Source organism: Cryobacterium sp. TMT2-17-1 (assembly GCF_004402765.1).
Classification (GTDB): domain Bacteria; phylum Actinomycetota; class Actinomycetes; order Actinomycetales; family Microbacteriaceae; genus Cryobacterium; species Cryobacterium sandaracinum.
In genome coordinates, this window is sequence record NZ_SOGC01000038.1 from 68,264 (window position 1) to 93,541 (window position 25,278).

The following is a 25,278-nucleotide window of genomic DNA, read 5'->3' on the forward strand; positions in this document are numbered from 1 at the left end:
CCATGTACAGCGCAATTGCGCGCAACAAGCGCAACACCGTCTTCATCATCATCCTGTTCATCGCCATCATCGCGGGTCTCGGCTGGCTCGCCAACGCGGTCTATAGCACGCCCGGTGACTACAGCATCCTGATCTTCACGGTCGTCTTCGCCACGGGGTATGCCGTGGTGCAGTACTTCGTGGCCGGTCGCCAGGCGATCGCGATGAGCGGCGGCATCCGCATCACCAATCAATCGGAGAATCCGAGGCTCTGGAACATCGTCGAGAACCTCTCGATCACCACCGGCACGCCGATGCCCGCGATCTATGTCATCAACGACCCGGCGCCGAACGCCTTCGCCACCGGGCGCGACCCGGAACACGCGATCGTCGCGGCCACCACCGGCCTGCTGGAGATCATGACCGACTCCGAGCTCGAGGGCGTCATGGCGCACGAGCTCGGCCACGTGCGCAACTACGACATCCGCCTGTCGATGGTCGTGTTCGGCCTCGTCGTCGCCGTCGGGTTCATCTCGGACATCTTCCTTCGAATGGCGTTCTTCGGCCGGAACAGCAAAAACAATGGCAGCCCCGTCATCATGGTGGTCGGTCTCGTCGCCATGCTCGTGGCGCCCCTGATCGCCACGATCGTGCAGCTTGCGGTGTCGAGGCAGCGCGAATACCTGGCGGATGCGACGGCCGCCCTGACCACGCGGCATCCGGACGCCCTGGCCAGCGCACTCGGCAAGCTCGAGGCCTTCGGGCGCCCGATGAAGAAGCAGAATACCTCGATGGCCCACCTCTGGATCGCCGACCCGCTCAAGCCCGGCGTGATGGACAAGCTCTTCGCCACGCACCCGCCGATCGCCGAGCGCGTCGAGCGCCTGCACACGATGGGCCGCAAGTTCTGACCTGCTTCGACGGCCGCTAACGCAGCTCGGCGGCCAACGCCTCGGCGAGATTGCCGCGCCGTTCCACCTCGATCTGTGGCAGGCCCTGCCAGGCGGCGGCCTCCTTGAGAACAGATGAGAGACGCCCGGCCGTGTCCGACGGCGCGCCCGGCTCCACCCAGGCCGCGCGCACCCGCAGCACCTGCGCCTGCCGGTCGTTCTTCAAGTCGACCCGGCCCACGATCGTGTCTCCGAGCAGCACGGGCAGGCAGTAGTACCCGAACACCCGCTTCGGTTCGGGCGTGTAGATCTCGATCCGGTAGTGGAACCCGAACAGGCGCAACGCGCGCGCCCGTTCCCAGACGACCGGGTCGAACGGCGACAGCAGGGTCGCGGCATCCACCCGGCGCGGGAGCCGCGCGTCGCGGTGCAACCAGGCGCCCCCCGATGCGCCGCCCGCACCCCAGCCCGGCACCTCGACCGGGATGAGCTCGCCGGCATCCTCGAGGTCGTGGATGGCCGCCAGGGTCGCCGGGCCGCGCAACCGGAAGTAGTCGGCGAAGTCCTTCCCCGTGCCGATTCCGTGCGCTCGCGCCGAGCGACTCACCAGCTCGCGGTGCGCGTCGTCCCGGCCGATCGTGCGCTCCCGCAACTCCCGCGGGAACACCTGCTCCGGCAGCCCGTAGACCCGCTCGAACCGTTCCCGGCCCGAGATCGCCACGTCGCCCCAGCGGAACAGGGTCTCCAACCCGGTCTTCACGTCCGACCAGCCCCACCACGGGCCGCGGCGGCGGTTCGCGTCGTGCTCGATGGCGCTCGCGCGCAGGGGACCGTTGGCGGCAAGCTCGGCGAGCAGCCAGTCGAGCATCGGCCGGTTGCCCTGAGCCCACGCCTCGGTTGCCGACCGGGTCCGGAATTCGCGCATCCGCCAGCCGAAGAGCGGCCAGGCGTCGCGCGGCAGGAACGATGCCTCGTGCGCCCAGTACTCGGTGAACCGGGATTCGCGGCCCGAGGTCAGCCGGTCCAGCTGCGCCTTGTCGTAGGCGCCGAGTCGGCTGAACGCCGGCATATAGTGGCTGCGCTCGAACACGTTCACGGAGTCGATCTGCAGCAGCCCGAGCCGGTTCACCAGGGCATCCAGTTGACGGATGCCCGGCGTCACTGACGGCGGGCGGCCGAAGCCCTGCGCGCCGAGCGCGATCCGGCGGGCAAGGGCTGGGGAGATCGTCTGCACCACTCTCCGACCCTAGTGGCACGCTTCAGACGGCATTCACCCGATGTTCAGCGGCGCACCCCCTCACGGTCGACGGCTGCTCCTAGCCTCGCTTTTACCGGCTACCCGGCTCCACACGTCCGCGTTCTCGCGCGGCGGCCGACACCGGTCCGACGGAGGAAACTTGTTCACCACCCGCATCCTGGCCGCCCTGGCCACGGCCACCGCCCTCGCCCTGAGCCTGTCCGCCTGCTCCGGTGCCGCGGATGCCGGTCCCGGCACCACGGGGGTCGATGCCGCCTCCGCGACCAGCCTCTCCGCCTTCGGCGACCTGGCCGCCCTCGAGGACGCGGCCCGGGCCGAAGGCGCCCTGAACGTGATCGCCCTGCCGCGGGACTGGGCCAACTACGGCGCCGTGCTCGACGCATTTTCCGAGAAGTACCCGGAGATCACCATCACCGAGGCCTCGCCGGACGCGTCCAGCGCCGAGGAGATCCTGGCCGCGGACAACCTCGCCGGGCAGGACACTGCCCCCGACGTATTCGACCTGGGCCTCGCGGTGGCGCTGTCCAGCACCGATCGCTTCGCGCCCTATCAGGTGGCGGCATGGGCCGAAATCCCGGATGCGCTCAAGGAGGCCTCCGGGCTGTACACGGGCGACTACGGCGGCTACCTGGCGGTCGGCTACGACCCCGACGCCGTTCCCGCGCCGACCGAGCTGCGTGACCTGCTCGGCGCCGAGTACACGGGCAAGGTCGCGATCAACGGCGACCCGACACAGGCCGGGGCTGCGTTCGCCGCTGTCGGGCTGGCCACCGTGCAGAGCGGGAGCGATGTGAGTGACTTCCAGGCCGGCATCGACTTCTTCGACGAGCTCAACCAGGCCGGCAACTTCGTCAAGATCGACCCGACTTCGGCGACCATCGCGTCGGGTGAGACCCCGGTGGTCTTCGACTGGGACTACCTCAACGTGGGCTACGGCACGAGTCTGGCGGGCGAGCGCAACTGGGAGGTCGTCGTCTTTCCGGGAACCGGGTACGCCGGCTACTACAACCAGGCCGTGAACAAGGATGCCCCGAACCCGGCCGCAGCCAGGCTCTGGCAGGAATTCCTCTACAGCGACGAGGGCCAGAACCTCTGGCTCTCCGGTGGCGCCCGCCCCGTGCGCGCCGAGGCGATGGCGGCGGCCGGCACCATCGACGCCGCGCTCTTCGCCGCACTCCCTGCGGCCCCGGCCGAGACGGTCGTCCCCTCCGAGGCGGAGAGCGCCGCGGGGGCCGCGCTCCTCGGCGCGAAGTGGGCCGCAGCTGTCCGGTAGCCGGCGCGGCACGGCGGCAGCCTTCGGGCTGTTGCCGTTCGCGGCATATGTGGTGCTCTTCCTGCTCGTGCCTACCCTGATCGCAGTCGGAAGCGGCTTCGTCGACGAGTCCGGGGTGTTCACGCTCGACACTGTGGCCGCGCTGGGCAACCCGGTCGTGAGAGACGCCTTCGCCGCGTCATTCGGACTGTCGGCACTCACCGCCGTTGTGGGTGCGATCGTCGGTGCCCTTGCCTGCTACGGCTTGCTCGGCGCGCGCGAGAACGGCCCCCTCCGCGCCGTCGTGGACTCCCTCAGCGGCGTGCTCGCCCAGTTCGGCGGCGTCATGCTGGCCTTCGCGTTCGTGGCGACTATCGGCATCCAGGGTCTGGTCACCGTGATCCTGCGCGACACCTTCGGCGTCGACATCTTCGCCGACGGGGTATGGCTCTACGAACTCCCCGGCCTCGTGCTGCCCTACATCTACTTTCAAGTTCCCCTGATGATCATCACCTTCCTGCCCGCGCTGCAGGCACTCAACCCGCACTGGGCCGAGGCCAACGCAACCCTCGGCGGCAACCGGGCCACCTACTGGTTCCGGATCGCGTTCCCGGTGCTGGCGCCCTCGTTTCTCGGCAGCCTGCTGCTGCTCTTCGCCAACGCGTTCTCCTCCTATGCGACCGCCGCCGCGCTCACCAGCCAGGGATCGCAGATCGTTCCGCTGCAGATCCGCTCGGCCCTGACCAGTGAAACCCTGCTCGGCCGGGAGAATCTCGCCGGGGCGTTGGCGCTCGGCATGATCCTGGTGATGTTCGTCGTCATGTCCGGCTACTCGGCGTTGCAGGCACGGGCGGCCCGGTGGCAGCGATGAAGGCGGTGGCGCACACCCCCACCCGGCTGGCGCGCGGCCTCATCCTCGGCAGCATCGGCCTCCTCTTCGCCATCCCCATCGTCGCCATGGTGGAGTTCACCTTGCGCCGCGGCCTCGCCGGCGGCCACGACCTCTCCCGCTGGACGGCCCTGTTCCAGGGTGGCTTCGCCGGCCCGTACCGTTCGGTTCTCGTCGCGCTCGGGAACTCGGTCGGGCTGGCCGTGGGCACCGTCTCGATCGTTCTCCTGCTGCTGGTGCCGACCTTGCTGCTGGTGCACCTGCGGTTTCCCCGCCTGCGCCGCGTGATGGAGTTCGTCTGCATCCTGCCCATCAGCATCCCGGCCATCGTCCTCGTGGTCGGCCTGGCCCCGGTGTACTCGGTGCTCGCCCGCCTGCTTGGCAGCGGCGTGTGGACCCTCGCGTTCGCCTACGGCATCACGGTGCTCCCGTTCGCCTACCGGGCCATCCAGACGAACCTCGACGGCGTCGACGTGTGCACGCTCAGTGAGGCGGCCCGCACGCTCGGCGCGGGCTGGGTGAGCGTGCTCGTGCGGGTACTGATCCCGAACCTGCGCCGCGGCATCCTCGCCGGCGCGTTCATCTCGGTCGCAGTCGTGCTCGGCGAATTCACGATCGCCTCCCTGCTCAACCGCATCACCCTGCAGACCGCGCTCGTTGTCGTGAGCAAGGCCGACCCCTACACGGCCGTCATCCTGTCTCTGCTCGCACTCACCTTCGCATTTCTGCTCTTGCTCGTCATCGGGCGTCTCGGCACGGTTCGCGCCGGCAGCCGGCGACGGCCCACCACCGGAGGTCAGCTATGAACCAGAACCAGCTTCGGACCCAGAATCAGAACCGGGACCGTTCGGTGGCGACCGCTCCGGCGGGAGCCTCGGTGCGCTTCGCGGGCGTGGTGAAGGACTTCACCGGCCACCGTGCCCTGGCCGGCTTCGATCTCACCCTGCACGCGGGCGAGTTCGTCGCCCTGCTCGGCCCGAGCGGTAGTGGCAAGACCACCGCGCTGCGGGTATTGGCCGGGCTCGAATCCACGGATGCCGGAAGCATCCTGATCGACGGAGCCGACGTGTCGACACTGCCGACGAGCCGGCGCGACCTGGGCATGGTGTTCCAGTCCTACTCGCTGTTCCCGCACCTCAGCGCGGGCGAGAACGTCGAGTTCGGCCTGCGCATGCGGAAGGTCCGCGGCGAGGAACGGCGCGCCCGAGCGGCCGCGGCCCTCGCCCTGGTCGGGCTCGACGCCCACTACGACCGCTTCGCGCACCAGCTCTCCGGCGGTCAGCAGCAACGGGTGGCGCTGGCGCGCGCCCTCGTCACCGAGCCCCGGGTTCTCCTGCTCGACGAGCCGTTGTCGGCCCTTGACGCCCAGGTTCGGGTGGTGCTGCGCGAGGAGATCCGGCGCATCCAGACCGAACTGGGCATCACGACCCTGTTTGTCACGCACGACCAGGACGAGGCGCTCGCCGTGGCCGACCGCGTCGCCGTGATGCGGGCGGGTTCCATCGAGCAGGTCGGAGCACCGGAAGAGCTCTACACCCGGCCGGCCTCGTCGTTCATCGCGGACTTTGTGGGGCTCAGCAATCGACTGGTCGGCGTGGTGCGCCACGGGTTCGCGCGGGTTCACGGTGCCTCTCTGCCGCTACTCGACCCCTCGCAGGCGGATGGCGCTGTGTCCGTCTCCGTGCGGCCGGAAGACCTCGAATTCGGCGCTGCGGGGGCACCAGGGGTCGTGCTCTCGTCGAGTTTCCACGGCTCGCTCCGGCGCACGAGGGTGCGCCTGGACGACGGCGCGTCGCTCGTCGTGCAGCACGGCGCGCGGCTGCATCCGTCGGCCGGGGACCGGGTCCTGGTGCGGTTCACGGGCGCGCCCGTCTCGGTCGACCCGCTCCCCTCTCCGGCGTAGTGACCGGTCCGGGGCCTGAGGCAGCGAGCACCTTTGGCCCATACCGGAGACGGCACGTGTGATTGCCTAGACTGATGCCGTGATGGAAACCGACGGAAAACCCGCCCGCAGCGGCTTCTTCGGCGTGTTCGGACGCCGCCGCACCGTACCCCCGATCCTGGTCGAGCTCCCGCCCTCGCACGGCTACGGAGTCGACGAGAACCTGCCGGCCGGCATCCGACTCGCCGCCGCCTGGTCCTGGCGCCTGCTCGCGCTCGCCGGCGCACTTGCTGTTTTCATCTTCATCGTCATCCAGCTCCGGTTGATCGTCATCCCGCTGCTCGTGGCCGTGCTGGTGTCGGCACTGCTCGTGCCCTTCGTCGGATTCCTGGTGCGACACCGATTTCCCAAGGCTCTCGCGGTCGTGGTCGCTCTGATCAATACCTTCGCGATCCTCGGCGGACTGATCACGCTGGCCGTGAAGCAGATCGCCATCGGCACGGTCGGCCTGAACGAGAGGCTCGCCGCCTCCTACGAGAGCCTCAAGGCCGTTCTCCTGGCGTCGCCGCTGCAGCTGACCGAACCGGAGCTCAACGCGTTCCTCGGCCAGGCCTGGGACGCCATTCAGGCGGACAGCCAGGTTTTCGTCTCTGGGGCGCTCTCCGTGGGGTCCTCGCTCGGCCACCTGGTGACAGGTTTCCTTCTGGCGCTGTTCAGCCTGCTGTTCATCCTGATCGATGGCAAGGGCATCTGGTCCTGGATCGTGCGCCTGTTCCCCCATGGCGCGCGCGCGGCCATCGATGGCGCGGGGGTGGCCGGCTGGACCACGCTGGGGAACTTCGCCAGGGTGCAGATCCTGGTGGCGTCCATCGACGCGATCGGCATCGGGGTCGGGGCCGCACTGCTGGGGGTTCCGCTCGCCATCCCGATCGGCGTGCTCGTTTTCCTCGGCTCGTTCATCCCCATCGTCGGCGCCGTGGCCACGGGCGCGGTGGCGGTCGTGATCGCCCTGATCTTCAACGACTGGGTGGTGGCTTTGCTGATGCTCGGCGTTGTGCTGCTGGTGCAGCAGATCGAGGGTCACGTGCTACAGCCCCTGATTATGGGTACGGCGGTCAAGGTGCATCCACTGGGTGTCGTTCTCGTGGTGGCGGCCGGCGCCCTGCTCGCGGGCATCGCCGGCGCCCTCTTCGCCGTGCCGATCGCTGCCGTACTCAACGTCATGATCAGCTACATCAACAGCGGGGCGTGGCGATCCGAGCAGACCGCCTCGGCACCCGTCTTCGCCTCCTCGTTGTGGCAGACCGTCCCGCAACGCCCCGGTTTCCGCCGACCGGCATACCGCCTCGAGAAAAGTGCCTCCCATGACTAATGTCTCGCTCGTCGGACCGACCCTGGCCGATTTCGAGTCCGCCCGGGACATCGTCGGTCGGGTCGCCGCCGTCACCCCGATGGAAACGTCCCGCTACCTCTCGGAGCTCCTCGGCGCGCCGGTCCTCCTCAAGTGCGAGAACCTGCAGCGCACCGGGTCCTACAAGATCCGCGGCGCGTACAACCGGATGTCCAAGCTCACCGACGAAGAGAAGACCCGCGGCGTCGTGGCCGCCTCGGCCGGCAACCACGCCCAGGGCGTCGCCTTCGCGGCGCGGGAGCTCGGCATCCAGGCCACGATCTTCATGCCCGTGGGCGTCGCCCTGCCCAAGCTGCAGGCAACCCGCGACTACGGCGCGCACGTCATCCTGCGCGGCAATACGGTGGCCGAGCCGCTGCTCGCGGCCGCGGAGTGGGCCGCCGAGACCGGCGCCATCCTGATCCCGCCGTTCGACCACGCGGATGTCGTCACCGGCCAGGGCACCGTGGGTCTGGAGATCCTCGACCAGGTTCCCGACCTCGCCACCGTGATCGTTCCGATCGGCGGCGGCGGCCTCATCTCCGGTGTCGCCAGCGTGCTCAAGCAGCGCGCGCGCCGGGACGGCCGCCAGATCCGGGTGATCGGGGTGCAGGCCGCCAACGCGGCCGCTTACCCTCCGTCCCTCGAGGCCGGCCGGGTGCTGGAGATCCAGATCATGCCGACCATCGCCGACGGCATCGCGGTGGCCAAACCGGGCCTGCTCAATTTTGAGATCGTGCGTGATGCCGTCGATGAGGTCGTCACCGTCACCGAGGATGACACGGCTCGTGCCCTCCTGGTGCTGCTCGAGCGCGCCAAGCTCGTGGTCGAGCCGGCCGGCGCGGTCGCCGTGGCGGCGATCCTCGCAGGCAAGGTCACCGCGACCGGCCCGACGGTCGCGATCCTCAGCGGGGGAAACATCGACCCGCTGCTGATGCAGCGCGTGATCAGCCATGGTCTCTCGGCATCCGGCCGCTATCTCACGTTGCGCATCATGCTGCCCGACCGTCCCGGGCAGCTGGCCCGCATCTCGGAGCTGCTCGCCGAGGCGCACGCCAACGTGATCGAGGTTCTCCACACGCGGCACGGTGTGGGGCTTCAGATCAGCGAGGTCGAACTCAACGTCAGCGTCGAGACTCGCGGGCCCGACCACCGCCAGCTCGTCGTGGATGTGTTGCGTGCGGCCGGATACGACCCGCAGATCGACTAGCGGGGGAGCTTCGACGAATCGTGCGTCGTGGGTTTGACGCTCGTGACGGTGCCGTGCCTCTAACGAATTCGACGGAGATTCTGCCCGGATCGGCTCCAGAAGCCCCGAGAACTCGCATTTTCCGCAAAATCTCCGTCGAATCGGTTCGACGACGGGAGCCAGGCGGGGCGCGGCGCGAGCGGGGGACCGGTGCGGCTAGTCGCCGGTCCAGGTCTCCACGAGGAAGATCTCGACGGCGATTTCCTTGCCGGTGGGCGTCACGTACGACGTCGTCGCTCCGACGGCGAGGCCGATGATCGCGGTGCCGAGCGGGCTCTGCTCGCTGAAGACGTCGAGGTCGCTGTCCCCGGCGATCTCGCGGCTGCCGATCAGGAAGCGGGTCTCATCGCCGGCGATCGTGGCCGTGATCACGGTTCCCGGCTCGACGACGCCCCGGCTTTTCGGCGCATGGCCGACCTCGGCGTTGCGCAGCAGTAGAACGAGGGTGCGGATGCGGGCCTCCATCTTCCCCTGCTCATCCTTGGCCGCGTGGTAGCCCGAGTTCTCCTTGAGGTCGCCCTCCTCGCGAGCCGATTCGATCTTCTTCGCGATCTCGACGCGCCCGACGGTGCTGAGCGTGTCCAGCTCCGCGGCGAGGCGGTCGTGGGCCTCCTGCGTCAGCCAGGTGACCGTGGTTTCGGTAGTCATGGGTGGAATCTCCTCATGCTTGTTCGTGCTCGTTCGATGCCCGTGCGGGTGAACCCGCAGATATACAACGGACGCCCCGACGATCACGTCAGGGCGAAGTCATCAGTCTAGGTCAGCCAGCAGCGGTAAATCAATCCGGTGTTGCTCTGCTCGGTGGTGCGCACATCCGTCGTCGTCGACCGCGAATACACGATGCTCGCGGGCAGGTCGACGACTTTCCAGCCAACCACCGTGAAACTCTCGTTGAGCGCCTGAACCGCGCAGCTGGCGGTGCGGCCGACCGGGATGGACGCCTCGAACGTGACGCTCACAGTGTTCTCGTCGATGATGCTGTGACGGATGTCCCGGGTCTCGATCAAAGGCTGCGATGCCCCCAGTCCCACCCAGACCACGAAGCCCAGGAGGATTGCCGCGAGGGAGCCGGCTGAGACGAACAGAACGCGGCGGTCTCTCGTGCCCCGGTTCGGGGCGCGCCCGTACCGGGTGTCGAGGTTGCTGCTCAGGGCCACTCAGACTCCACACTCACGGATCAACGATTAGTCTTGGTACCAAGGTTATCTGGCATTTCTGAGGAGTTTCATGGCGCTGCGACTCTTGGCGGTGCACGCCCATCCCGACGACGAGTCGAGCAAGGGCGCTGCGACCTATGCCCACTACCGGCGTCTCGGCGTCGAAGTGATGATCCTGAGCTGCACGGGCGGCGAGCGGGGGAGCATCCTGAATGAGGCTCTGCTCGGCCATCCGCTGGCCGAGCGGGACCTGCCGGGACTGCGCCGTCTGGAAATGGCCGAGGCCCAGCGGGCCCTCGGCGTGCAGCACCGCTGGCTCGGCTACGAGGACTCCGGCATGAACGAAGACGGTTCGGTGCCCCGGAACTCGTTCGCGGACATCCCGGTGGCGATCTCCGCCGAACCGGTCGTCCGGCTGATCCGCGAATTTCGGCCGCAGGTCCTGGTGACCTACGACGAGAAGGGCGGCTACCCGCATCCCGACCACATCCGCTGCCACGACGTGTCGATGGAGGCCTACCGTGCGGCCGCCGACCCGACCCGGTACCCGGATGCCGGTGAGCCCTGGCAGGTCGAGAAGCTCTATTACGATCGGATTTTCAACCTTGAACGCGTCGACGCCATGTTCCTGGAACTGAGCGTCACGGAGCCGGACTCGCCCCTGCTGGAGCCGCTCGGAGCGGCCAGGGAATGGATGAAAGACTACCCGAAGCTGGCCACGACCCATGTGCCCGTCGGTGACTTCCTCGAGGTGCGGGACGCGGCGCTTCGAGCCCACGCGAGTCAGGTTGCTCCCACCAGCAGTTTCTTCTTCTGGCCGAACGACCTCATCCGCGAGGCGTGGCCCTATGAAGACTTCCAGCTCGTCGAATCGAAAGTGGACACCGTGATACCTGAATCCGACCTCTTCACCGGAATCCGGGACGACTCGTGAGCGGCCTGATCCTGGCTCCCCTCGTGAGCATCGTCTTGGCCGCCACCCCACCGCCGGAGTTCGACCCGAACACGGTGACGCCGGGCCCGGAAGGCTTTGTGGCGATTGCTCTGGTCGCCGTGGGAGCGGTGCTGCTGGCGATGGACATGGCCCGCCGAGTGCGCCGCAACACCTACCGCGCCGAGATTCAGGAACGTCTGCAGGCGGAGATGGCCGCACAGAAGGCCGCAGAGGCCGGAATCGCCGACAAGGACTAGCGAACTACGGGTGGATCGGGTTCGTCGCGATGATCATGATCGCCGCCCAGTGGCAGAGGAAGGCCACCACGGTCAGGGTATGGAAGATCTCGTGGAAGCCGAATACGCCCGGCAGCGGGTTCGGCCGCTTCATGCCGTAGATGACGGCGCCGACCGAGTAGCAGAGCCCGCCGACCATGATCAGTGTCATCATCGCTGCGTTGGCCTGGAAGAAGTCCACGATGAACATCAGCGCTCCCCAGCCGAGTGCCAGGTACAGCGGAACGTAGAGCCAGCGTGGGGCGTGGATCCAGAACACTCGGAACGCGATTCCGAGGATGGCGCCGCCCCAGACCAGCGACAGAAGCAGCGTGGACTTGGCGGGCGGCAGGGCCAGCACGGCGATGGGCGTGTAAGAGCCCGCGATCAGCAGGAAGATGTTGGCGTGGTCGATCCGTTTGAGGATGACCTTCGTGCGCGGACTCCAGTCGAACCGGTGGTATAGCGCCGAATTGCCGAACAGCAGCATCGAGCTGAGCACGAACACGAGCGAACTCCACCGGGCCGCGCTGCCCTCGGCCGACAGGAGCAGCACGATCCCGGTCACGATCGTGACCGGGAACGTGCCGGCGTGGATCCATCCTCGCCAGGTGGGCTTGACGTCCACCTGCGGGGGCAGGTCGTCCTCGAACAACGGCAGGTTGGGGATGTCATCCGCTGAGGCCATGCTGCAAGAATAGGACAGTGTGCATGCCGCGCGCGGTACGCGACGCTCCCGAGTGGGCTAGCGTAACTGTGTGCAGAAACGGGAAGTTCCTTGGGCGCGCGGCATTCTCTACGGGGTTTATCAGCGTCGGCTTCGTCGCGGGCTGACGCCGGATGTGCTTCCAAACCACGTCGCCATGATCATCGACGGCAACCGGCGCTGGGCCAAACAGCTCGGGTTCGACTCCGCCGCCCACGGGCATCGGGCCGGTGCCGCCAAGATGCGGGAGTTCCTCAAGTGGTGTGACGACCTCGGCATCTCCGTCGTCACGCTCTACCTGTTGTCGTCCGACAATCTCACCAACCGGCCCAGCGAAGAACTCGCGGAGCTGACGAAGATCATCGCCAAGCTCGCGGAGGAGTTGTCCCGGTACCGCGACTGGCGGGTGCAGCAGGTCGGCTCGAAGACCGGACTGCCCGAGCCGCTGGTGGCCGCACTGAACGCCGCGGAAGCGCGCACGGCCCGCAAGAAGGGGCTGCACGTCAACCTTGCCGTCGGCTACGGCGGGCGCACCGAGATCACCGACGCAATGCGCAGCATCGTGGGAGCGCACCTTGCCAGCGGCGGCGTGCTCGAGGACCTTGCGGAGACGCTGACCCCGGATCTGATCGGCGCGCACCTGTACACGGGCGGCCAGCCCGATCCGGACCTGGTCATCCGCACGTCGGGGGAGCAGCGCATCAGCGATTTCATGCTCTGGCAGAGCGCACACAGCGAGTTTTACTTCGTGGAGGCGCTCGGGCCTGACCTCCGCCAGGTCGATTTTCTGCGCGCCCTGCGCGATTTTGCCCGGCGCCAGCGCCGCTTCGGAGGGTAGGGGCACCTCATGACGGCTCTCGAACGGTTCCTTGACGGGTTCATCGCGGAACCCGGTTACCTCGACTATGCCCGGATCGGCCCGCTGTCGGCGGGTGTGGTCGCCGAAACCCTCGGCCAGACCGAGGTGCTCTCGCGGGCCCGGTTCGGCAGCCTGGACCACTTCCAAGCCCAGGACGAGCGGCTGCGCACCGCCGTGGCCCGAGCGACCGGATTCCGCGCCGACCAGGTCGTTTCCGAGCCCAACACCACCACCGGCGTGATGCAGGCCATGTTCGGCCTGACGGGGGCGGTGCTGCTGTCGTCGGGCGACTTTCCCACGGTCCCGTTCGCGGCCGTGCGCGCCGCGGAGGCGCTGCAGGTGGTCACCCCGCTCTGGCTGGCGACCGACCACGGCCGCGTCACCCCTGGTCAGATCCGGGAGCAGCTCACCCCGGCCACTGCCGCAGTGGCGGTCTGCCTCGTCGATTCCCGCACCGGCCATCGCGTGGACCTCGAGGGCATCCGTCAGGTTATCGGCGACCGTTTGCTCATCGTCGACGCCATCCAGGGTTTCGGCGCAGTGGATGTCCCCTACGAGGTGGCAGACGTCGTCGCGTCGGGCGGGCAGAAATGGTCCAGGGCCGGCTGGGGCACCGGGTTCCTGGCTCTCAGCGACCGTGCGGTGGAACGCCTGGTCCCCGTGTTCTCCGGTTTCGCCGGCACCGACGTCCCCGAGCCGTGGGACGAAGTATTGCCGCCGAGCCGCAGCGCAAACGCGTTCCGGGTGAGCAATGGCGACGCCATCGCCCAGGCCCGGTTCGCGGCCGCCCTCGAGGAGGTGGCCGAGGTCGGTATCCGTGCCATTGAAGATGCGATCGCCGTGAACGTGTCGCTTCTGATCGATCTGGCGGACGAGTTCGCTGTGCCCGTGGTTTCCTCCCGAGACGACCGGGAGCGGGCCGGCATCCTGGTGCTCGAGCCACCGGCGAGCCAGCTCACGCTGCTGAGCATCGCGCTGCACAACCACGGGGTGACGGCGACGACCCGCAGCGGGACCGTGCGGCTGAGCACCCATGCTGCGCTCAGCCCGGACACGGTCGACATGCTGCGCGGGGCGTTCACCTCGTATGCGACCGCCGTGACCTACTGACGACGGCTCGGTGAACATTGTTTCGAATGGGCGTGTCGCTCTTCCCCTGGAGCGTGCGGGTAAGTAGCGTCATGCTTATCAGGTATGGCGCCTGATCGAGACGGCCACATAAGTACGGCTCGAGAACCCTGTGGCCGCTCGCCAACACAATCTGTGCCTCACGGGGCACGGGGTGGGAGTGGTTGTGACCGCTAATCAGATCGATAACAAGGGTTCTAACCAGAGCGCGTCGGCGACGGGGCAGACCGAATGCACGTACGTTCTTGACACCTCGGTTCTGCTCTCCGATCCCAAAGCGATCTTCCGTTTCGCGGAGCACGCCGTCGTGCTCCCCGTCGTGGTGATTGCGGAGCTCGAGGCCAAACGCAACGACCCGGAGATCGGCTACTTCGCTCGCCAGTCACTGCGGTTCCTTGACGAACTGCGGGTGAAGCACGAACGGTTGGACTTCCCGATCCCGGTCGGTGACGGCGGCAGCCTCCGCGTGGAGCTCAACCACTCGAACATGTCGGTGCTTCCGTCCGGACTGCAACTCGGTGACAACGACTCCCGCATCCTGGCCGTGGCCCTGAATCTCGCCCACGACGGCTTGAATGTGACCGTCGTCTCCAAGGACCTGCCCCTGCGGGTCAAGGCGGCCTCGCTCGGCCTCACCGCAGAAGAGTACCGTCATGAACTTGCCGTGGATTCCGGCTGGACCGGCATCGACGAGATCACCTTGGGCTCGAACCTGATCGACGAGCTCTACGACAAGGAGGTCGTGCACACCCGTCTCGTGCAGGACATGCCCGTGAACACGGGCCTGGTCATCCACTCCGACCGCGGTTCGGCGCTCGGCCGGGTGACCGGCAACGGCGCGATGAAGCTCGTGCGCGGCGACCGGGACGTCTTCGGGCTGAAGGGACGCTCGGCGGAGCAGCGGCTCGCCATCGACCTGCTGCTCGACCCGGAGATCGGTATCCTGTCACTGGGAGGTCGGGCCGGCACGGGGAAGTCGGCGCTCGCCCTCTGCGCCGGGCTCGAGGCCGTGCTGGAACGCCAGCAGCACCGCAAGATCATGGTCTTCCGACCGCTCTACGCGGTCGGCGGCCAGGAGCTGGGGTACCTGCCCGGCGACGCCGCCGAGAAGATGAGCCCGTGGGCCCAGGCGGTCTTCGACACACTCGGGGCCATCGTCTCCGAGAACGTTCTGGAGGAGGTCATCGAGCGCGGCATCCTCGAAGTCCTGCCGCTGACGCACATCCGCGGCCGGTCCCTGCACGACGCTTTCGTGATCGTCGATGAGGCTCAGTCGCTCGAACGCAACGTGCTACTCACGGTGCTCAGCCGGATCGGGCAGAACTCGCGGGTGGTCCTCACCCACGATGTGGCGCAGCGGGACAACCTGCGGGTCGGCCGCTTCGACGGGGTGGCGTCGGTGATCGAGACGCTCAAGGGACATCCGCTCTTCGCCCACATGACGCTCACCCGCTCGGAGCGGAGCGCGATCGCCGCCCTCGTGACCGAGATGCTCGAGGGCAACGAGGTGCGCTAGCGCCCTGACGAATTCGACGGAGATTTTGCCCCAGAAGCCGCTTTCGGTACGAAAACAGGCAACTGGGAGCAAAATCTCCGTCGAATTGGTGAGCGCTGAACGGACAAGGAGCTGCGCAAGTGAGAAAGTGCGGGGCTACTTCGCCTGAGGCGGGCGGGTCATGCTCAGCACGTCGAGGGCGGTGTCGAGCAGTTCGAGGGTGACCTCGCCGCGCTCAACGAAACCGAGCGCGATGACGGAATCGCGCACGGTCACCCCTTCGGCCACCGAGTACTTTGCCACCTTGGCCGCGGCCTCGTAGCCGATGACCCGGTTTAGAGGAGTGACGATGGCGGGGGAGGACTCGGCCAGCGCGCGCGCGCGCTCGACATTCGCTGTGAGGCCGTCGACGGTCTTGTCGGCGAGCACGCGGGCCGCGTTCGAGAGCAGGCGGATCGACTCGAGCAGGGCGGTGCCCATCACCGGGATCGCGACGTTGAGCTCGAACGAGCCCGACGCGCCCGACCAGGCGATGGTGGCGTCGTTGCCGATCACGCGGGAGCAGACCATCAGCACGGCCTCGGGGATCACCGGGTTCACCTTGCCCGGCATGATCGAGGAGCCCGGCTGCAGGTCGGGGATGTTCAGCTCTCCGAAGCCCGTGTTGGGTCCCGAGCCCATCCAGCGCAGGTCATTGCAGATCTTGGTGAGGCTCACCGCGATGGTGCGAAGGGCGCCGGATGCGTCCACCAGGCCGTCCCGGTTGGCCTGCGCCTCGAAGTGGTCGCGTGCCTCGGTGACCGGCAGTTCGGTCTCCTCGACGAGCAGCTCGATCACGAGCTGCGGGAACCCTGCGGGCGTGTTGATGCCGGTTCCGACCGCAGTGCCGCCGAGGGGGACCTCCGCGACGCGGGGAAGCGCGGTGCGCACGCGCTCGATGCCGAGGCGCATCTGCCGCGCGTATCCGCCGAACTCCTGGCCGAGGGTGACCGGGGTGGCATCCATCAGGTGGGTGCGGCCGGCCTTGACCGCGCCGGCCCACAGCTCGGCCTTGGCCTCTAAGGCCACAGCCAGGTGGTCGAGTGCGGGGACGAGCTCGTCGATGAGCGCGCTCGTCACGGCGAGGTGCACGGATGTCGGGAACACGTCGTTGGAGGACTGAGACGCGTTCACGTGGTCGTTCGGGTGCACCGGGCGCCCGAGGCTGCGGGTCGCCAGGGTCGCGAGGACCTCGTTCATGTTCATGTTCGAGGAGGTGCCGCTGCCGGTTTGGTAGACGTCGATCGGGAACTCGGAGTCGTAGCGACCGGTGGAGACCTCGTCGGCGGCGGCGGCGATCGCGTTGGCGATGTCGACATCGAGTACCCCTAGTTTCGCGTTCGCCAGGGCGGCGGACTTTTTGATGCGTGCCAGGGCGGCGATCTGGGCGGGCTCCAGTACCGAGCCGGAGATCGGGAAATTCTCGACGGCCCGCTGCGTCTGCGCCCCGTAGAGGGCGGCGACCGGAACCCGGACCTCGCCCATCGTGTCGTGTTCGATCCGGTACTCGGCTTCAGCGGTCTTGTCCACCACGGTGTGTATTACCTTTCGGTTGGGAATCTCTTCGGTACGGGAACGCGCGGCGACGGCCTGGGCGGCTCGCCGCAGGCGGGCTGCTCGGCTAAACCACGCCGACAACGATGTCGGGTACGGCACGGCCTTCGAGCAGCCGGTAGTTCGCCCCGACGATAGCCAATGTACCTTCTGCCACGGCCGCCCTGATCATCTCAGAGCGCTCGAGCAGTTCGGACACCGTGTCGCGAAGGTGTTCGCGGCCGACGGCGAGGGCGTCGACCAGCTCGGGATCGATCGACGTCGCATCCTTGGACTCCGCCACCCGGCGGACGGCCGGCACGATCTTCTCGATGATCCGGCTGATGTGCGCGGGCAGAGGTTGCGCGTCGGCGGCCTGGGAATCGATGGCGGCGCGCACGGCCCCGCAGCCGTCGTGGCCGAGCACCAGGATGAGCGGCACACGCAGCACGGCGACCGCGTATTCGAGTGAGCCGAGCACCGAATCGGAGATGACCTGACCGGCATTGCGCACGACGAAGAGGTCGCCGAGGCCCTTGTCGAAGATGATCTCGGCGGCCAGCCGCGAGTCGCTGCAGCCGAACAGGGCCGCGTCGGGGGTCTGTACGAAGGCGAGTTCGGCTCGGCGGTCCACATCCTGCCGCGGATGCCGCGGCTCGCCGCTCACGAAGCGGTCGTTTCCGCGCTGCAGGTCGGTCCAGACGTCTGCCGGTGTTGCTGCCTCGCCCATTACTGTCCCTCGGTGCTGTTGGCACTGATCTGTTCGGCCAGCACTGCGGCCAGGACGGCGAGTTCCTCGTCATCGGCGGTGCCGACGAGGAGGTAGGTACTGTCGCCGGCCGTGGTCACCAAAGCGGATTCGAAATTGCCGCGGTCATCTTCCGGTGCGGTGTTGCGGTAGACGTCCCAGGTGACTCCGGCGATCATGACGGTGCCGGCGACCGGAGCATCCTGCAGCTCGTCGGCGAGCCAGCTCGGGTTGGCGCCGAGCGCTTGGGTGAGGCCGATGAACTCGGTCTTGGCCGTGATCAGACCGATGTACCAGGACGGGATCTTGTCGCTTCCGCCCAGGCGCCACTGCGCGGCGTTGGCCGTCCACCCACTCGGCAACTCCGGAACCAGCAGGGGATCGGTGAGGCCGGGTTGCACCTGCGCGGCGACGGCGGCGAAATCGACGTCGCGGTTCTGCGGGGCGTCGCTGCGCGGCACCAGCAGCACGAGCACCAGGACTGTGCCCAGTGTGGCCAGCAGGGACAGGACCAGATTGTTCACGGTCTTGTGGGAGCGGTACTTGCGGGAGTTCTCGGCCAGCCGGGTGCGGGTTTCATCCGGCGTCTCCGGGCGACCCAGCTCTGCGACGATTCGGGGCGCGCGCTTGGCGGGGCTCATCCGGCTGTCGCGGCGGAGTCGACCTGGCCTGCCCTGGCGGCATCCAGCCTGGCTTTCGCGCCGATCAGCCACTCTTCGCAGCGGCGGGCGAGAGCCTCACCTCGTTCCCACAGCGCGAGCGATTCCTCCAGCGACGAGGCTCCCTGCTCGAGGGCGTTCACCACGCGCACGAGTTCATCCCGGCCCTGTTCGTAGCTCAGTGCGTTGATTTCGTCTGGTGCCGAGGTCATGGTGTCCATTCTAATTTCTCATTCGACGGTGTCGGGTCGGAGGTTGCCACGTCCGCGGTGGCCGCCAGAGCGCCCTCGGCGAGCGTGATCAGGAGTTTCGTTTGCGACGGTGCCTGCCCGGGCGAGCGCACCACCTGGCCGCCCTGCAACTGCACGATCGAGTAGCCGCGGTCGAGGGTGCCCTGGGGGGAGAGGGCGCGCAACTGGGAACGCAGGTCGACGATCACCGCTCCGGCCCGCTCGACCGCCCGGTCGATTAGCTCGGCGCCGCGGGCGACGTAGCGGGTGAGGTCCTCGGATCGGGAATCGATGATCCACTCGGGGGTGCTCAACACCGGGCGTGAGCGAAGCTGACCGATCCGGTCGACCTCGTGCGCGAGGATACCGGTCAGCCGGTTGCTGAGGCGGGCCCGGGCCTGCTGTACCCGGTTGAGTTCGTCGGAGACGTCCGGCACGACGCGTTTGGCGGCATCCGTCGGCGTCGACGCGCGAAGGTCGGCCACGTCGTCGAGCAGCGGCCGGTCGGCCTCGTGGCCGATCGCGCTGACCAGCGGGGTCGTGCAGGCCGCCGCAGCCCGGATCAGCGTCTCGTCGCTGAAGCCGAGCAGGTTCTGGAAGTCGCCGCCGCCGCGGGCGACGATGATCACGTCGACCTCCGGGTCGGCGTCCAGCCGCTGGATGGCCGCGGTCACCTCGGACACCATGCGATCACCCTGCACGGCGGCGTAGGCCAGGTCGAAAGTGACGGCCGGCCAGCGCAGCTGGGCGTTGCGGATGACGTCTTTCTCAGCGTCGGAGTCTTTGCCGGTGACCAGGCCGATGCAATGGGGGAGGAAGGGCAGCGGCTTCTTGCGGGACGCGTCGAACAGACCCTCGCCGGCCAGCCGATTGCGCAGTCGTTCGAGCCGTTCCAGCATGTCGCCGAGGCCCACGTGGCGCATCTCGAGCATCTGCATGGTGAGAGTGCCACCCTTGACCCAGTAGTTGGGTTTGACGAGGGCGATGACCCGGTCGCCCTGCTTGAAGTCGTTGGTCAGCTTCGCGCGCACCGACGACCAGATCGTGAAGCCGACCGTGGCGTCTTCGGTGAGGTCCTTGAGCTTGCCGTAAACGTTGCCGCCGCTGGCGCCCCACTGGGTGATCTCGCCCTCGACCCAGGCCGTGCCGAGGCGCTCGATGTAGCCGCGGATCTTGTTGGCCAGCAGCCCGACCGGCCAGGGGGCCTCGAGGGTGGGTGGTGCGTCCGTCATCAATCGTTCCTCCCACGGACTGCACAGTCGGCCCCCATAAGATGAGGAGGTGACTATCAGTACGGATTCGCCTGTGATCGGCCTTGGCATGCCACGGATTCCCCGCGCACGCAACAGGCTCAAGGATACCCCGGTGCTCGGACGCAAACGGGTGCTGCTGGCCGCCCCGCGAGGATACTGCGCCGGCGTGGACCGTGCCGTCATCGCCGTCGAGAAGGCCCTCGAACTGTATGGCTCCCCCGTGTATGTGCGCAAGCAGATCGTGCACAACATCCACGTGGTCTCCGAGCTGGAGAAGAAGGGGGCGATCTTCGTCGAGGAAGTAGACGAGGTGCCCACCGGCTCCCACATCGTTTTCAGCGCCCACGGCGTGTCACCGGCCGTCGTCACTGCGGCGGCGGACCGCGGCCTGCTGGCAATCGACGCCACCTGCCCACTGGTCACGAAGGTGCACCGTGAGGCCGTGCGCTTCGCCCGGGACGACTTCCAGATCCTGCTGATCGGCCACGAAGGCCACGAAGAGGTCGAGGGAACCGCGGGGGAGGCACCCGAGCACACCACGCTCGTCGGGAGCCCTGACGACGCCGACACCATCGAGGTGCGCGACCCCGACAAGGTGGTCTGGCTGTCCCAGACCACGCTGAGCGTGGACGAGACCATGGAAACCGTGCGTCGCCTGCGTGCCCGTTTTCCAAATCTGCAGGATCCCCCCAGCGACGACATCTGCTACGCCACCCAGAATCGCCAGGTGGCGATCAAGAAGGTGGCCCGTGATTCGGACCTCGTCATTGTGGTCGGCTCGGCGAACTCGTCCAACTCGGTGCGACTGGTCGAGGTGGCGCTGGAGTACGGTGCTCGGGCTGCCTACCGCGTGGACTTCGCCAGCGAGATCCAGCAGGAGTGGCTCGACGGGGTTGTCACCGTGGGCGTGACCAGCGGGGCATCCGTGCCCGACGAACTCGTGCACGAGGTGCTCGCCGATCTGGCCGAGGCCGGCTACGGCGACATCGAAGAGATCAAGACGGCCGAGGAGGACCTGCTGTTCTCGCTGCCGAAGGAACTGCGCAATGACCTGGCCGGCAACGCGGATGCCCGCGGTCTCGGCGGACGGGTCAGCAGCTAGGAACCGGCCAGCCGCGTTCACCACGAAGGCCCCCGTCGATCAGATCCAGGATCTGACCGACGGGGGCCTTCGTGCACGCCGGACCCGGCAGAATGGCGTCGTCTACAGCTGGCCGTAGACGTCCATCAGGTTCGGGTCGTTGAGCAGCGTCGGGTCGGTGGCCAAAACCGCGGTGGTGAAGGCGATGAACACGAACGCGGACAGGACCACACCGATCAGCGGCACGTAGAACGCGCGCTTGCCTCGGACCAGCAACAGGATCACGCCTGCCGCCGTGGCCAGCCAGACCAGGGACACACCGATGATCCCGGCCGTGACCAGCCCGGCCGCGGAGGGATCCGGCTCATACGCGGCGAGATCCAGCTGGGTATGGAGCAACTGAATGGACTCGGTGATCATCGTGAGCATGCTGACCGCGAAGAACGTGGACAGGAGCCCGAGGACGAGCAGGCTCATAGTCACCGGCCGGTCCCAGGCCGGCGCGGTTCCGGCCGGGCGCACAGCCCGCTCGGGGGCCGCGGACGGCCCCGGAGCCGGCGGTGTGGCGAGCGTGGGCTCATCCGGGCTGGGAGTCCAGCTCCAACCCTCGGGCGCAAGCTCACCGTACTGGGGACGGGGCCGGGAATCCTCCGGAGGGGTTCCCGAAGGAGTCGACGAAGAATTCTCGGCCATCGTCATCCGGTGCTAGCTGTTCGAGTGGCCGGCGGAGCCGAGCTGGCGGGTGGCGTCGGCGACGCGAGCGGCCATGCCCGTCTCGGCAACCTTGCCCCAGGCGCGCGGGTCGTAGACCTTCTTGTTGCCGACTTCGCCGTCAACCTTGAGCACGCTGTCATAGTTGCTCAGCATGTAGCCGGCGACCGCGCGGGTGAACGCGTACTGGGTGTCGGTGTCGATGTTCATTTTGACGACACCGTTCGCGACGGCCTCGGCGATCTCGGCGTCGGTCGAGCCTGACCCACCGTGGAAGACCAGGTCGAGCGGCTTCGGGCCGGTACCCAGCTTGGCGGCGACGCCGTCCTGGATCTCCTTGAGGAGCTCCGGGCGCAGCTTGACGTTGCCGGGCTTGTACACGCCGTGCACGTTGCCGAAGGTGAGGGCAGCCATGTAGCGGCCGTTCTCGCCCATGCCGAGGGAATCGATCATCGAGAGCGCGTCGTCGAGTGTCGTGTACAGGTTCTCGTTGATGTCGCCCTCGACGCCGTCTTCTTCGCCGCCGACGGCGCCGATCTCGACCTCGAGGATGGTGTTGATCGCCTGGGTGCGCTTCAGGATGTCCTTGGCGATGTCCAGGTTCTCTGCCAGCGGGATTGCGGAGCCGTCCCACATGTGCGACTGGAAGATCGGGTTGCGGCCGGCCTTCACCTCGTCTTCGGAAGCGGAGATGAGCGGGAGGACGAAGTCCTCGAGCGCGCCCTTGGGGCAGTGGTCCGTGTGGAGCGCAACGGTAATGGGGTAATTGTCGGCGACGGACTGCACGAAGCGCGCCATCGCGAGCGCACCGGATGCGCGGTTCTTGACCGTGTGGCCGGCGAAGTAATCTGCGCCACCAGTGGTGACCTGGATGATGCCGTCAGAGCCGGCTTCGGTCAGGCCCTGAAGAACGGCATTAATGCTTTGAGAAGACGAAACGTTGAACGCCGGGTAGGCGAACCCCTTCGTCTTGGCCTTGTTGAGCATCTCGGCGTACTGGTCTGGGGTTGCGATGGGCATTGTTGAGTCTCCTCGATTGAACCGTTTCGGTCTTCTCATCCTACCGAGGTGGGTCTCCGGCCGTGCCAGCGAGCGAACGCCCCCGCGACGAAGAGCGGGCGCTAGGCTGAACGAGGCAGCACCGACACCGGTGCCGGCCCAAAGATGGGTCTTGCCACTGCCGCACTCTTCGTCCGGGAAGGACCATCTGTGAACAGCCCCGAAGTCGCCCCCAATTTCATGCACCCCGACCGCAACCTTGCGATGGAATTGGTGCGGGCCACCGAGGCCGCAGCGATTCGTGCGGTCCCGTTCATCGGCCGCGGCGACAAGAATGCCGCAGACAAGGCAGCCGTCGACGCCATGCGCGTCTTCCTCGGCACCGTGAACTTCGACGGACTCATCGTCATCGGCGAGGGTGAGAAAGACGAAGCCCCGATGCTCTTCAACGGTGAGCGCGTCGGCAACGGAACCGGACCCGCCTGCGACATCGCGGTCGACCCGATCGACGGCACCAGCCTCACCGCCGCCGGACGCCAGAATGCCCTCTCCGTGATCGCGGTCTCCTCCCGCGGCACCATGCTCGACGCGTCATCCGTGTTCTACATGGACAAGATCGTCACGGGCGCCGCCGGGCGCGGAGTCGTCAGCCTCGACGCCCCGATCGGCGACAACATCCGTGAGCTGTCGAAGGCGACGGGCAAGCCAGTCGGCGAAATGGTCCTCGCCGTGCTCGACCGTCCCCGCCACGCCGAACTTATCGACGCCATTCGCAGCGCCGGAGCGGGCACGCGGCTGATGAGCGACGGCGACGTCGCCGGCGGCATCAACGCGGCTCGCTGGGAAACGCGCATCGACATGTGCGTCGGCACGGGTGGCAGCCCGGAAGGCATCACCACGGCCTGCGCGCTCAAGGCCATCGGCGGCTACATGCAGGGACGCCTGGCACCGAAGGACGACGCCGAGCGTGCGGGTGCCGTCGCGGCCGGCCTCGACGTCGACAAGCTGCTCGAGCTGGACGACATGGTCAGCGGCGACAACACCTTCTTCGTCGCCACGGGCGTGACGGATGGCGGACTCGTCGACGGCGTGCGCCGCCAGGGCCCGATCATCCGCACCGAGAGCATCGTGCTGCGCTCGAAGTCCGGCACCACGCGTCGGGTGATCGCCGAGCACCTCGCCTCGAAGTGGCTCTAGGCGCTCGGCTTTAGCTGCCTGCAAGGCCGAAAATCGCCGTCCCGACGGCGATTTTCGGCGTTATCGGCGATTCTCGGAGTCAGTCAGTGCGGCGGTCTCGAGTGCGGCGGCATCGAGTGCGGCGCTTTCGAGTGCCGCGGCCTCCAGCTCCGACACGAACTCCCAGGCGGCCAGTTCGCGCGGTGTGTCCTCGATGCCCGCCAGCGGCGCCAGCACCTTGGACTCGTCGAGGGCATTGAGCTTGCGTGCGGTGGGCAGTACCTGGCGTTCCATCGAGCCGACGAAGCCGTTGTAGTCCTTCACCGTGCGCTCGATCGACCGGCCCAGTTTCTCGATGTGCGTGGCCGTGGTGGCCAGACGGCCGTATAGCTCCCGACTGAGGTCGAACAAGACTTTTGCGTCATGCGTGAGCACGTCCTGCTGCCAGGTGAAGGCCACCGTCTTGAGCACCGACCACAGGGTCACCGGGGAGGCGAGGGCCACCCGTTTCGAGAACGCGAATTCCATGATCGAGGGGTCGGCCTCCAGCGCCGAGGAGACCAGGGACTCGCTCGGGATGAAGGCGATCACGATCTCCGGGGAGGCCTCCAAGCCCTGCCAGTAGGCCTTGCTGCCGAGGGCGGTGATGTGGTCGCGCACGGCCTTGACGTGAGCTTTCATGTAGACGGCCCGCTGGGCTCCCAGGGCACCGGTGGCGGTGACCGGGATCTGGCTGGCTTCGAGGAACGCCGTGAACGGCACCTTCGCGTCGACGGCGATGTTCTTGCCGCCGGGCAGGTGCACGACCATGTCGGGGCGGCCGGCGCCGGCGTCGGAGGTGATGCTCGACTGCACATCGAAGTCGACCCGCTCGATCAGGCCGGCGGCCTCGACCACGCTGCGCAGCTGGGTTTCGCCCCAGACCCCGCGCGTGTTGTTGGCGCGCAGGGCCGACGCGAGCGACTCGGCGGTGCTCCGTAGGCGCTCCTCCGACTCGGTCGCCGACCGCAGCTGCTGGCTGAGTTCGCCGTGCTGCAGGCTGCGCTGGGCCTCGAGCTCGGCGACCTTCTGCTGCATGTCCTGCAGGCTCTCCTTGACCGGAGCGAGGGCCTGGAGCACCTTGCTTTCCTGATTCTGTTGCTCGGTGCGCGCGTCCTGGTCGTTGCGCTGGCGGTCGCTCAGTTCGCGGTATTGCCGCCCCGCGTCGACGACCTGTCCGCGCAGGGCGTCGGCGGTGGCCTGGACTGAGGCCAGCTCTTCGCGCAGGATGGACTGGATGCCGGCCTCCCGGGCATACACCTCGGCCAAGGCCACCTGGTGCCGGGCCTCGATGACGAGGGGATCGGTGCCGGACGAGCCTCCGTTGCGGCGCTCGGCGGAACGCGCCGTGAGGACCACCGTGAGCAGGGTGCCGAGCAGGGCGCCGACGACAAGGCCGAGAAGAAGACTGAACCAGGAATCCATGGTTCTACTCTGCCAGTGGCCACCGACATTGCCCGAGCCGGT

Annotated in this window: 26 protein-coding genes; 14 read left to right on the forward strand and 12 right to left on the reverse strand. The window is 67.6% G+C overall.

Translation table 11 applies throughout. From position 1 onward, the window contains the following. Positions 1–2: 2 nt before the first annotated feature. The gene (locus E3O47_RS10575; RefSeq protein ID WP_104100843.1) at positions 3–890 is read left to right on the forward strand and encodes a M48 family metallopeptidase; all 888 of its coding nucleotides are present in this window, start codon (positions 3–5) and stop codon (positions 888–890) included. A 16-nt stretch (positions 891–906) separates the two neighbouring features. Here E3O47_RS10575 and E3O47_RS10580 read toward each other — a convergent pair whose 3' ends face one another. Continuing rightward, on the reverse strand, positions 907–2,106 hold the full coding sequence (locus E3O47_RS10580) for a crosslink repair DNA glycosylase YcaQ family protein (protein WP_134415456.1): 1,200 nt from the start codon (positions 2,104–2,106) through the stop codon (positions 907–909). A 160-nt stretch (positions 2,107–2,266) separates the two neighbouring features. Between E3O47_RS10580 and E3O47_RS10585 the strand changes: the two genes are divergently transcribed. The 6 genes from E3O47_RS10585 (at position 2,267) to ilvA (ending at position 8,750) form a co-directional block, all read left to right on the forward strand. Next, positions 2,267–3,400 carry an ABC transporter substrate-binding protein gene (locus tag E3O47_RS10585; RefSeq protein WP_233191387.1) on the forward strand — a complete coding sequence of 378 codons (1,134 nt, stop codon included), beginning with the start codon at positions 2,267–2,269 and terminating at the stop codon, positions 3,398–3,400. Next, on the forward strand, positions 3,390–4,250 hold the full coding sequence (locus tag E3O47_RS10590) for an ABC transporter permease subunit (protein ID WP_174720222.1): 861 nt from the start codon (positions 3,390–3,392) through the stop codon (positions 4,248–4,250). Before E3O47_RS10585 ends, E3O47_RS10590 begins: the two co-directional genes overlap by 11 nt. After that, positions 4,247–5,074, forward strand: a complete 828-nt coding sequence (locus E3O47_RS10595) for an ABC transporter permease subunit (RefSeq protein ID WP_104100891.1) — start codon at positions 4,247–4,249, stop codon at positions 5,072–5,074. The genes E3O47_RS10590 and E3O47_RS10595 overlap by 4 nt, the downstream gene beginning before the upstream one ends. Then, complete coding sequence (locus tag E3O47_RS10600; RefSeq protein WP_104100846.1) at positions 5,071–6,171, forward strand: ABC transporter ATP-binding protein; 1,101 nt, start codon at positions 5,071–5,073, stop codon at positions 6,169–6,171. The genes E3O47_RS10595 and E3O47_RS10600 overlap by 4 nt, the downstream gene beginning before the upstream one ends. Before the next feature lie 82 nt (positions 6,172–6,253). Next, a complete protein-coding gene (locus E3O47_RS10605; RefSeq protein ID WP_104100847.1) occupies positions 6,254–7,522 on the forward strand; it encodes an AI-2E family transporter in 1,269 nt (422 codons plus the stop codon). Beyond that, positions 7,515–8,750 (forward strand): threonine ammonia-lyase, encoded by a 1,236-nt coding sequence (gene ilvA, locus E3O47_RS10610; RefSeq protein WP_104100848.1) that lies wholly within the window; start codon positions 7,515–7,517, stop codon positions 8,748–8,750. Before E3O47_RS10605 ends, ilvA begins: the two co-directional genes overlap by 8 nt. Before the next feature lie 195 nt (positions 8,751–8,945). On the opposite strand, the gene greA is transcribed toward ilvA, so the two are convergent. Then, complete coding sequence (gene greA, locus E3O47_RS10615) at positions 8,946–9,437, reverse strand: transcription elongation factor GreA (protein ID WP_104100849.1); 492 nt, start codon at positions 9,435–9,437, stop codon at positions 8,946–8,948. A 107-nt stretch (positions 9,438–9,544) separates the two neighbouring features. After that, positions 9,545–9,946: a DUF4307 domain-containing protein gene (locus E3O47_RS10620; RefSeq protein WP_104100850.1), complete on the reverse strand. Its 402-nt coding sequence runs from the start codon at positions 9,944–9,946 to the stop codon at positions 9,545–9,547. Between the two features lie 70 nt (positions 9,947–10,016). Between E3O47_RS10620 and mca the strand changes: the two genes are divergently transcribed. Both mca and E3O47_RS10630 read left to right on the forward strand, forming a co-directional pair. Then, positions 10,017–10,880 carry a mycothiol conjugate amidase Mca gene (gene mca, locus E3O47_RS10625; RefSeq protein ID WP_174720221.1) on the forward strand — a complete coding sequence of 288 codons (864 nt, stop codon included), beginning with the start codon at positions 10,017–10,019 and terminating at the stop codon, positions 10,878–10,880. Beyond that, on the forward strand, positions 10,877–11,137 hold the full coding sequence (locus E3O47_RS10630; protein WP_233191388.1) for a hypothetical protein: 261 nt from the start codon (positions 10,877–10,879) through the stop codon (positions 11,135–11,137). The genes mca and E3O47_RS10630 overlap by 4 nt, the downstream gene beginning before the upstream one ends. A 4-nt stretch (positions 11,138–11,141) precedes the next feature. On the opposite strand, the gene E3O47_RS10635 is transcribed toward E3O47_RS10630, so the two are convergent. Next, positions 11,142–11,843, reverse strand: a complete 702-nt coding sequence (locus E3O47_RS10635) for a hemolysin III family protein (protein WP_104100851.1) — start codon at positions 11,841–11,843, stop codon at positions 11,142–11,144. A 70-nt stretch (positions 11,844–11,913) separates the two neighbouring features. Here E3O47_RS10635 and E3O47_RS10640 point away from each other — a divergent pair, with 70 nt between their 5' ends. The 3 genes from E3O47_RS10640 to E3O47_RS10650 all read left to right on the forward strand — a co-directional run bounded on the left by E3O47_RS10640 (position 11,914) and on the right by E3O47_RS10650 (position 15,364). After that, positions 11,914–12,699 (forward strand): isoprenyl transferase, encoded by a 786-nt coding sequence (locus E3O47_RS10640; protein WP_104100852.1) that lies wholly within the window; start codon positions 11,914–11,916, stop codon positions 12,697–12,699. A 9-nt stretch (positions 12,700–12,708) separates the two neighbouring features. Next, on the forward strand, positions 12,709–13,830 hold the full coding sequence (locus tag E3O47_RS10645; RefSeq protein ID WP_104100853.1) for an aminotransferase class V-fold PLP-dependent enzyme: 1,122 nt from the start codon (positions 12,709–12,711) through the stop codon (positions 13,828–13,830). 199 nt (positions 13,831–14,029) lie between these two features. Further along, a complete protein-coding gene (locus E3O47_RS10650) occupies positions 14,030–15,364 on the forward strand; it encodes a PhoH family protein (protein WP_233191395.1) in 1,335 nt (444 codons plus the stop codon). 135 nt (positions 15,365–15,499) lie between these two features. On the opposite strand, the gene E3O47_RS10655 is transcribed toward E3O47_RS10650, so the two are convergent. From E3O47_RS10655 to xseA, 5 genes are all read right to left on the reverse strand, one after another. Further along, entirely contained in the window at positions 15,500–16,915 is a 1,416-nt protein-coding gene (locus E3O47_RS10655; RefSeq protein WP_104100855.1) for a class II fumarate hydratase, read from the reverse strand. A gap of 88 nt (positions 16,916–17,003) precedes the next feature. Further along, positions 17,004–17,645 carry a carbonic anhydrase gene (locus tag E3O47_RS10660; RefSeq protein ID WP_104100856.1) on the reverse strand — a complete coding sequence of 214 codons (642 nt, stop codon included), beginning with the start codon at positions 17,643–17,645 and terminating at the stop codon, positions 17,004–17,006. After that, positions 17,645–18,304, reverse strand: coding sequence for a DUF4245 domain-containing protein (locus E3O47_RS10665; protein WP_134401706.1), 660 nt, complete (start codon positions 18,302–18,304; stop codon positions 17,645–17,647). Before E3O47_RS10665 ends, E3O47_RS10660 begins: the two co-directional genes overlap by 1 nt. Further along, positions 18,301–18,543 carry an exodeoxyribonuclease VII small subunit gene (locus tag E3O47_RS10670; protein WP_134420463.1) on the reverse strand — a complete coding sequence of 81 codons (243 nt, stop codon included), beginning with the start codon at positions 18,541–18,543 and terminating at the stop codon, positions 18,301–18,303. Before E3O47_RS10670 ends, E3O47_RS10665 begins: the two co-directional genes overlap by 4 nt. After that, on the reverse strand, positions 18,531–19,784 hold the full coding sequence (gene xseA / locus E3O47_RS10675) for an exodeoxyribonuclease VII large subunit (RefSeq protein WP_134342320.1): 1,254 nt from the start codon (positions 19,782–19,784) through the stop codon (positions 18,531–18,533). The genes E3O47_RS10670 and xseA overlap by 13 nt, the downstream gene beginning before the upstream one ends. An 88-nt stretch (positions 19,785–19,872) precedes the next feature. On the opposite strand from xseA, the gene E3O47_RS10680 reads away from it, so the two are divergent. Beyond that, positions 19,873–20,907, forward strand: a complete 1,035-nt coding sequence (locus tag E3O47_RS10680; protein WP_104100895.1) for a 4-hydroxy-3-methylbut-2-enyl diphosphate reductase — start codon at positions 19,873–19,875, stop codon at positions 20,905–20,907. Positions 20,908–21,009: 102 nt separating this feature from the next. On the opposite strand, the gene E3O47_RS16300 is transcribed toward E3O47_RS10680, so the two are convergent. After that, positions 21,010–21,579, reverse strand: a complete 570-nt coding sequence (locus E3O47_RS16300; protein ID WP_134570296.1) for a DUF6264 family protein — start codon at positions 21,577–21,579, stop codon at positions 21,010–21,012. 12 nt (positions 21,580–21,591) lie between these two features. After that, positions 21,592–22,617 (reverse strand): class II fructose-bisphosphate aldolase, encoded by a 1,026-nt coding sequence (gene fbaA / locus E3O47_RS10690; RefSeq protein ID WP_104100861.1) that lies wholly within the window; start codon positions 22,615–22,617, stop codon positions 21,592–21,594. 219 nt (positions 22,618–22,836) lie between these two features. On the opposite strand from fbaA, the gene glpX reads away from it, so the two are divergent. After that, a complete protein-coding gene (gene glpX / locus E3O47_RS10695) occupies positions 22,837–23,793 on the forward strand; it encodes a class II fructose-bisphosphatase (protein ID WP_233191397.1) in 957 nt (318 codons plus the stop codon). Between the two features lie 60 nt (positions 23,794–23,853). Here the strand turns inward: glpX and E3O47_RS10700 are convergent, their stop codons facing one another. Next, positions 23,854–25,236 carry a DNA recombination protein RmuC gene (locus E3O47_RS10700; protein ID WP_134420465.1) on the reverse strand — a complete coding sequence of 461 codons (1,383 nt, stop codon included), beginning with the start codon at positions 25,234–25,236 and terminating at the stop codon, positions 23,854–23,856. Between the last annotated feature and the right edge of the window lie 42 nt (positions 25,237–25,278).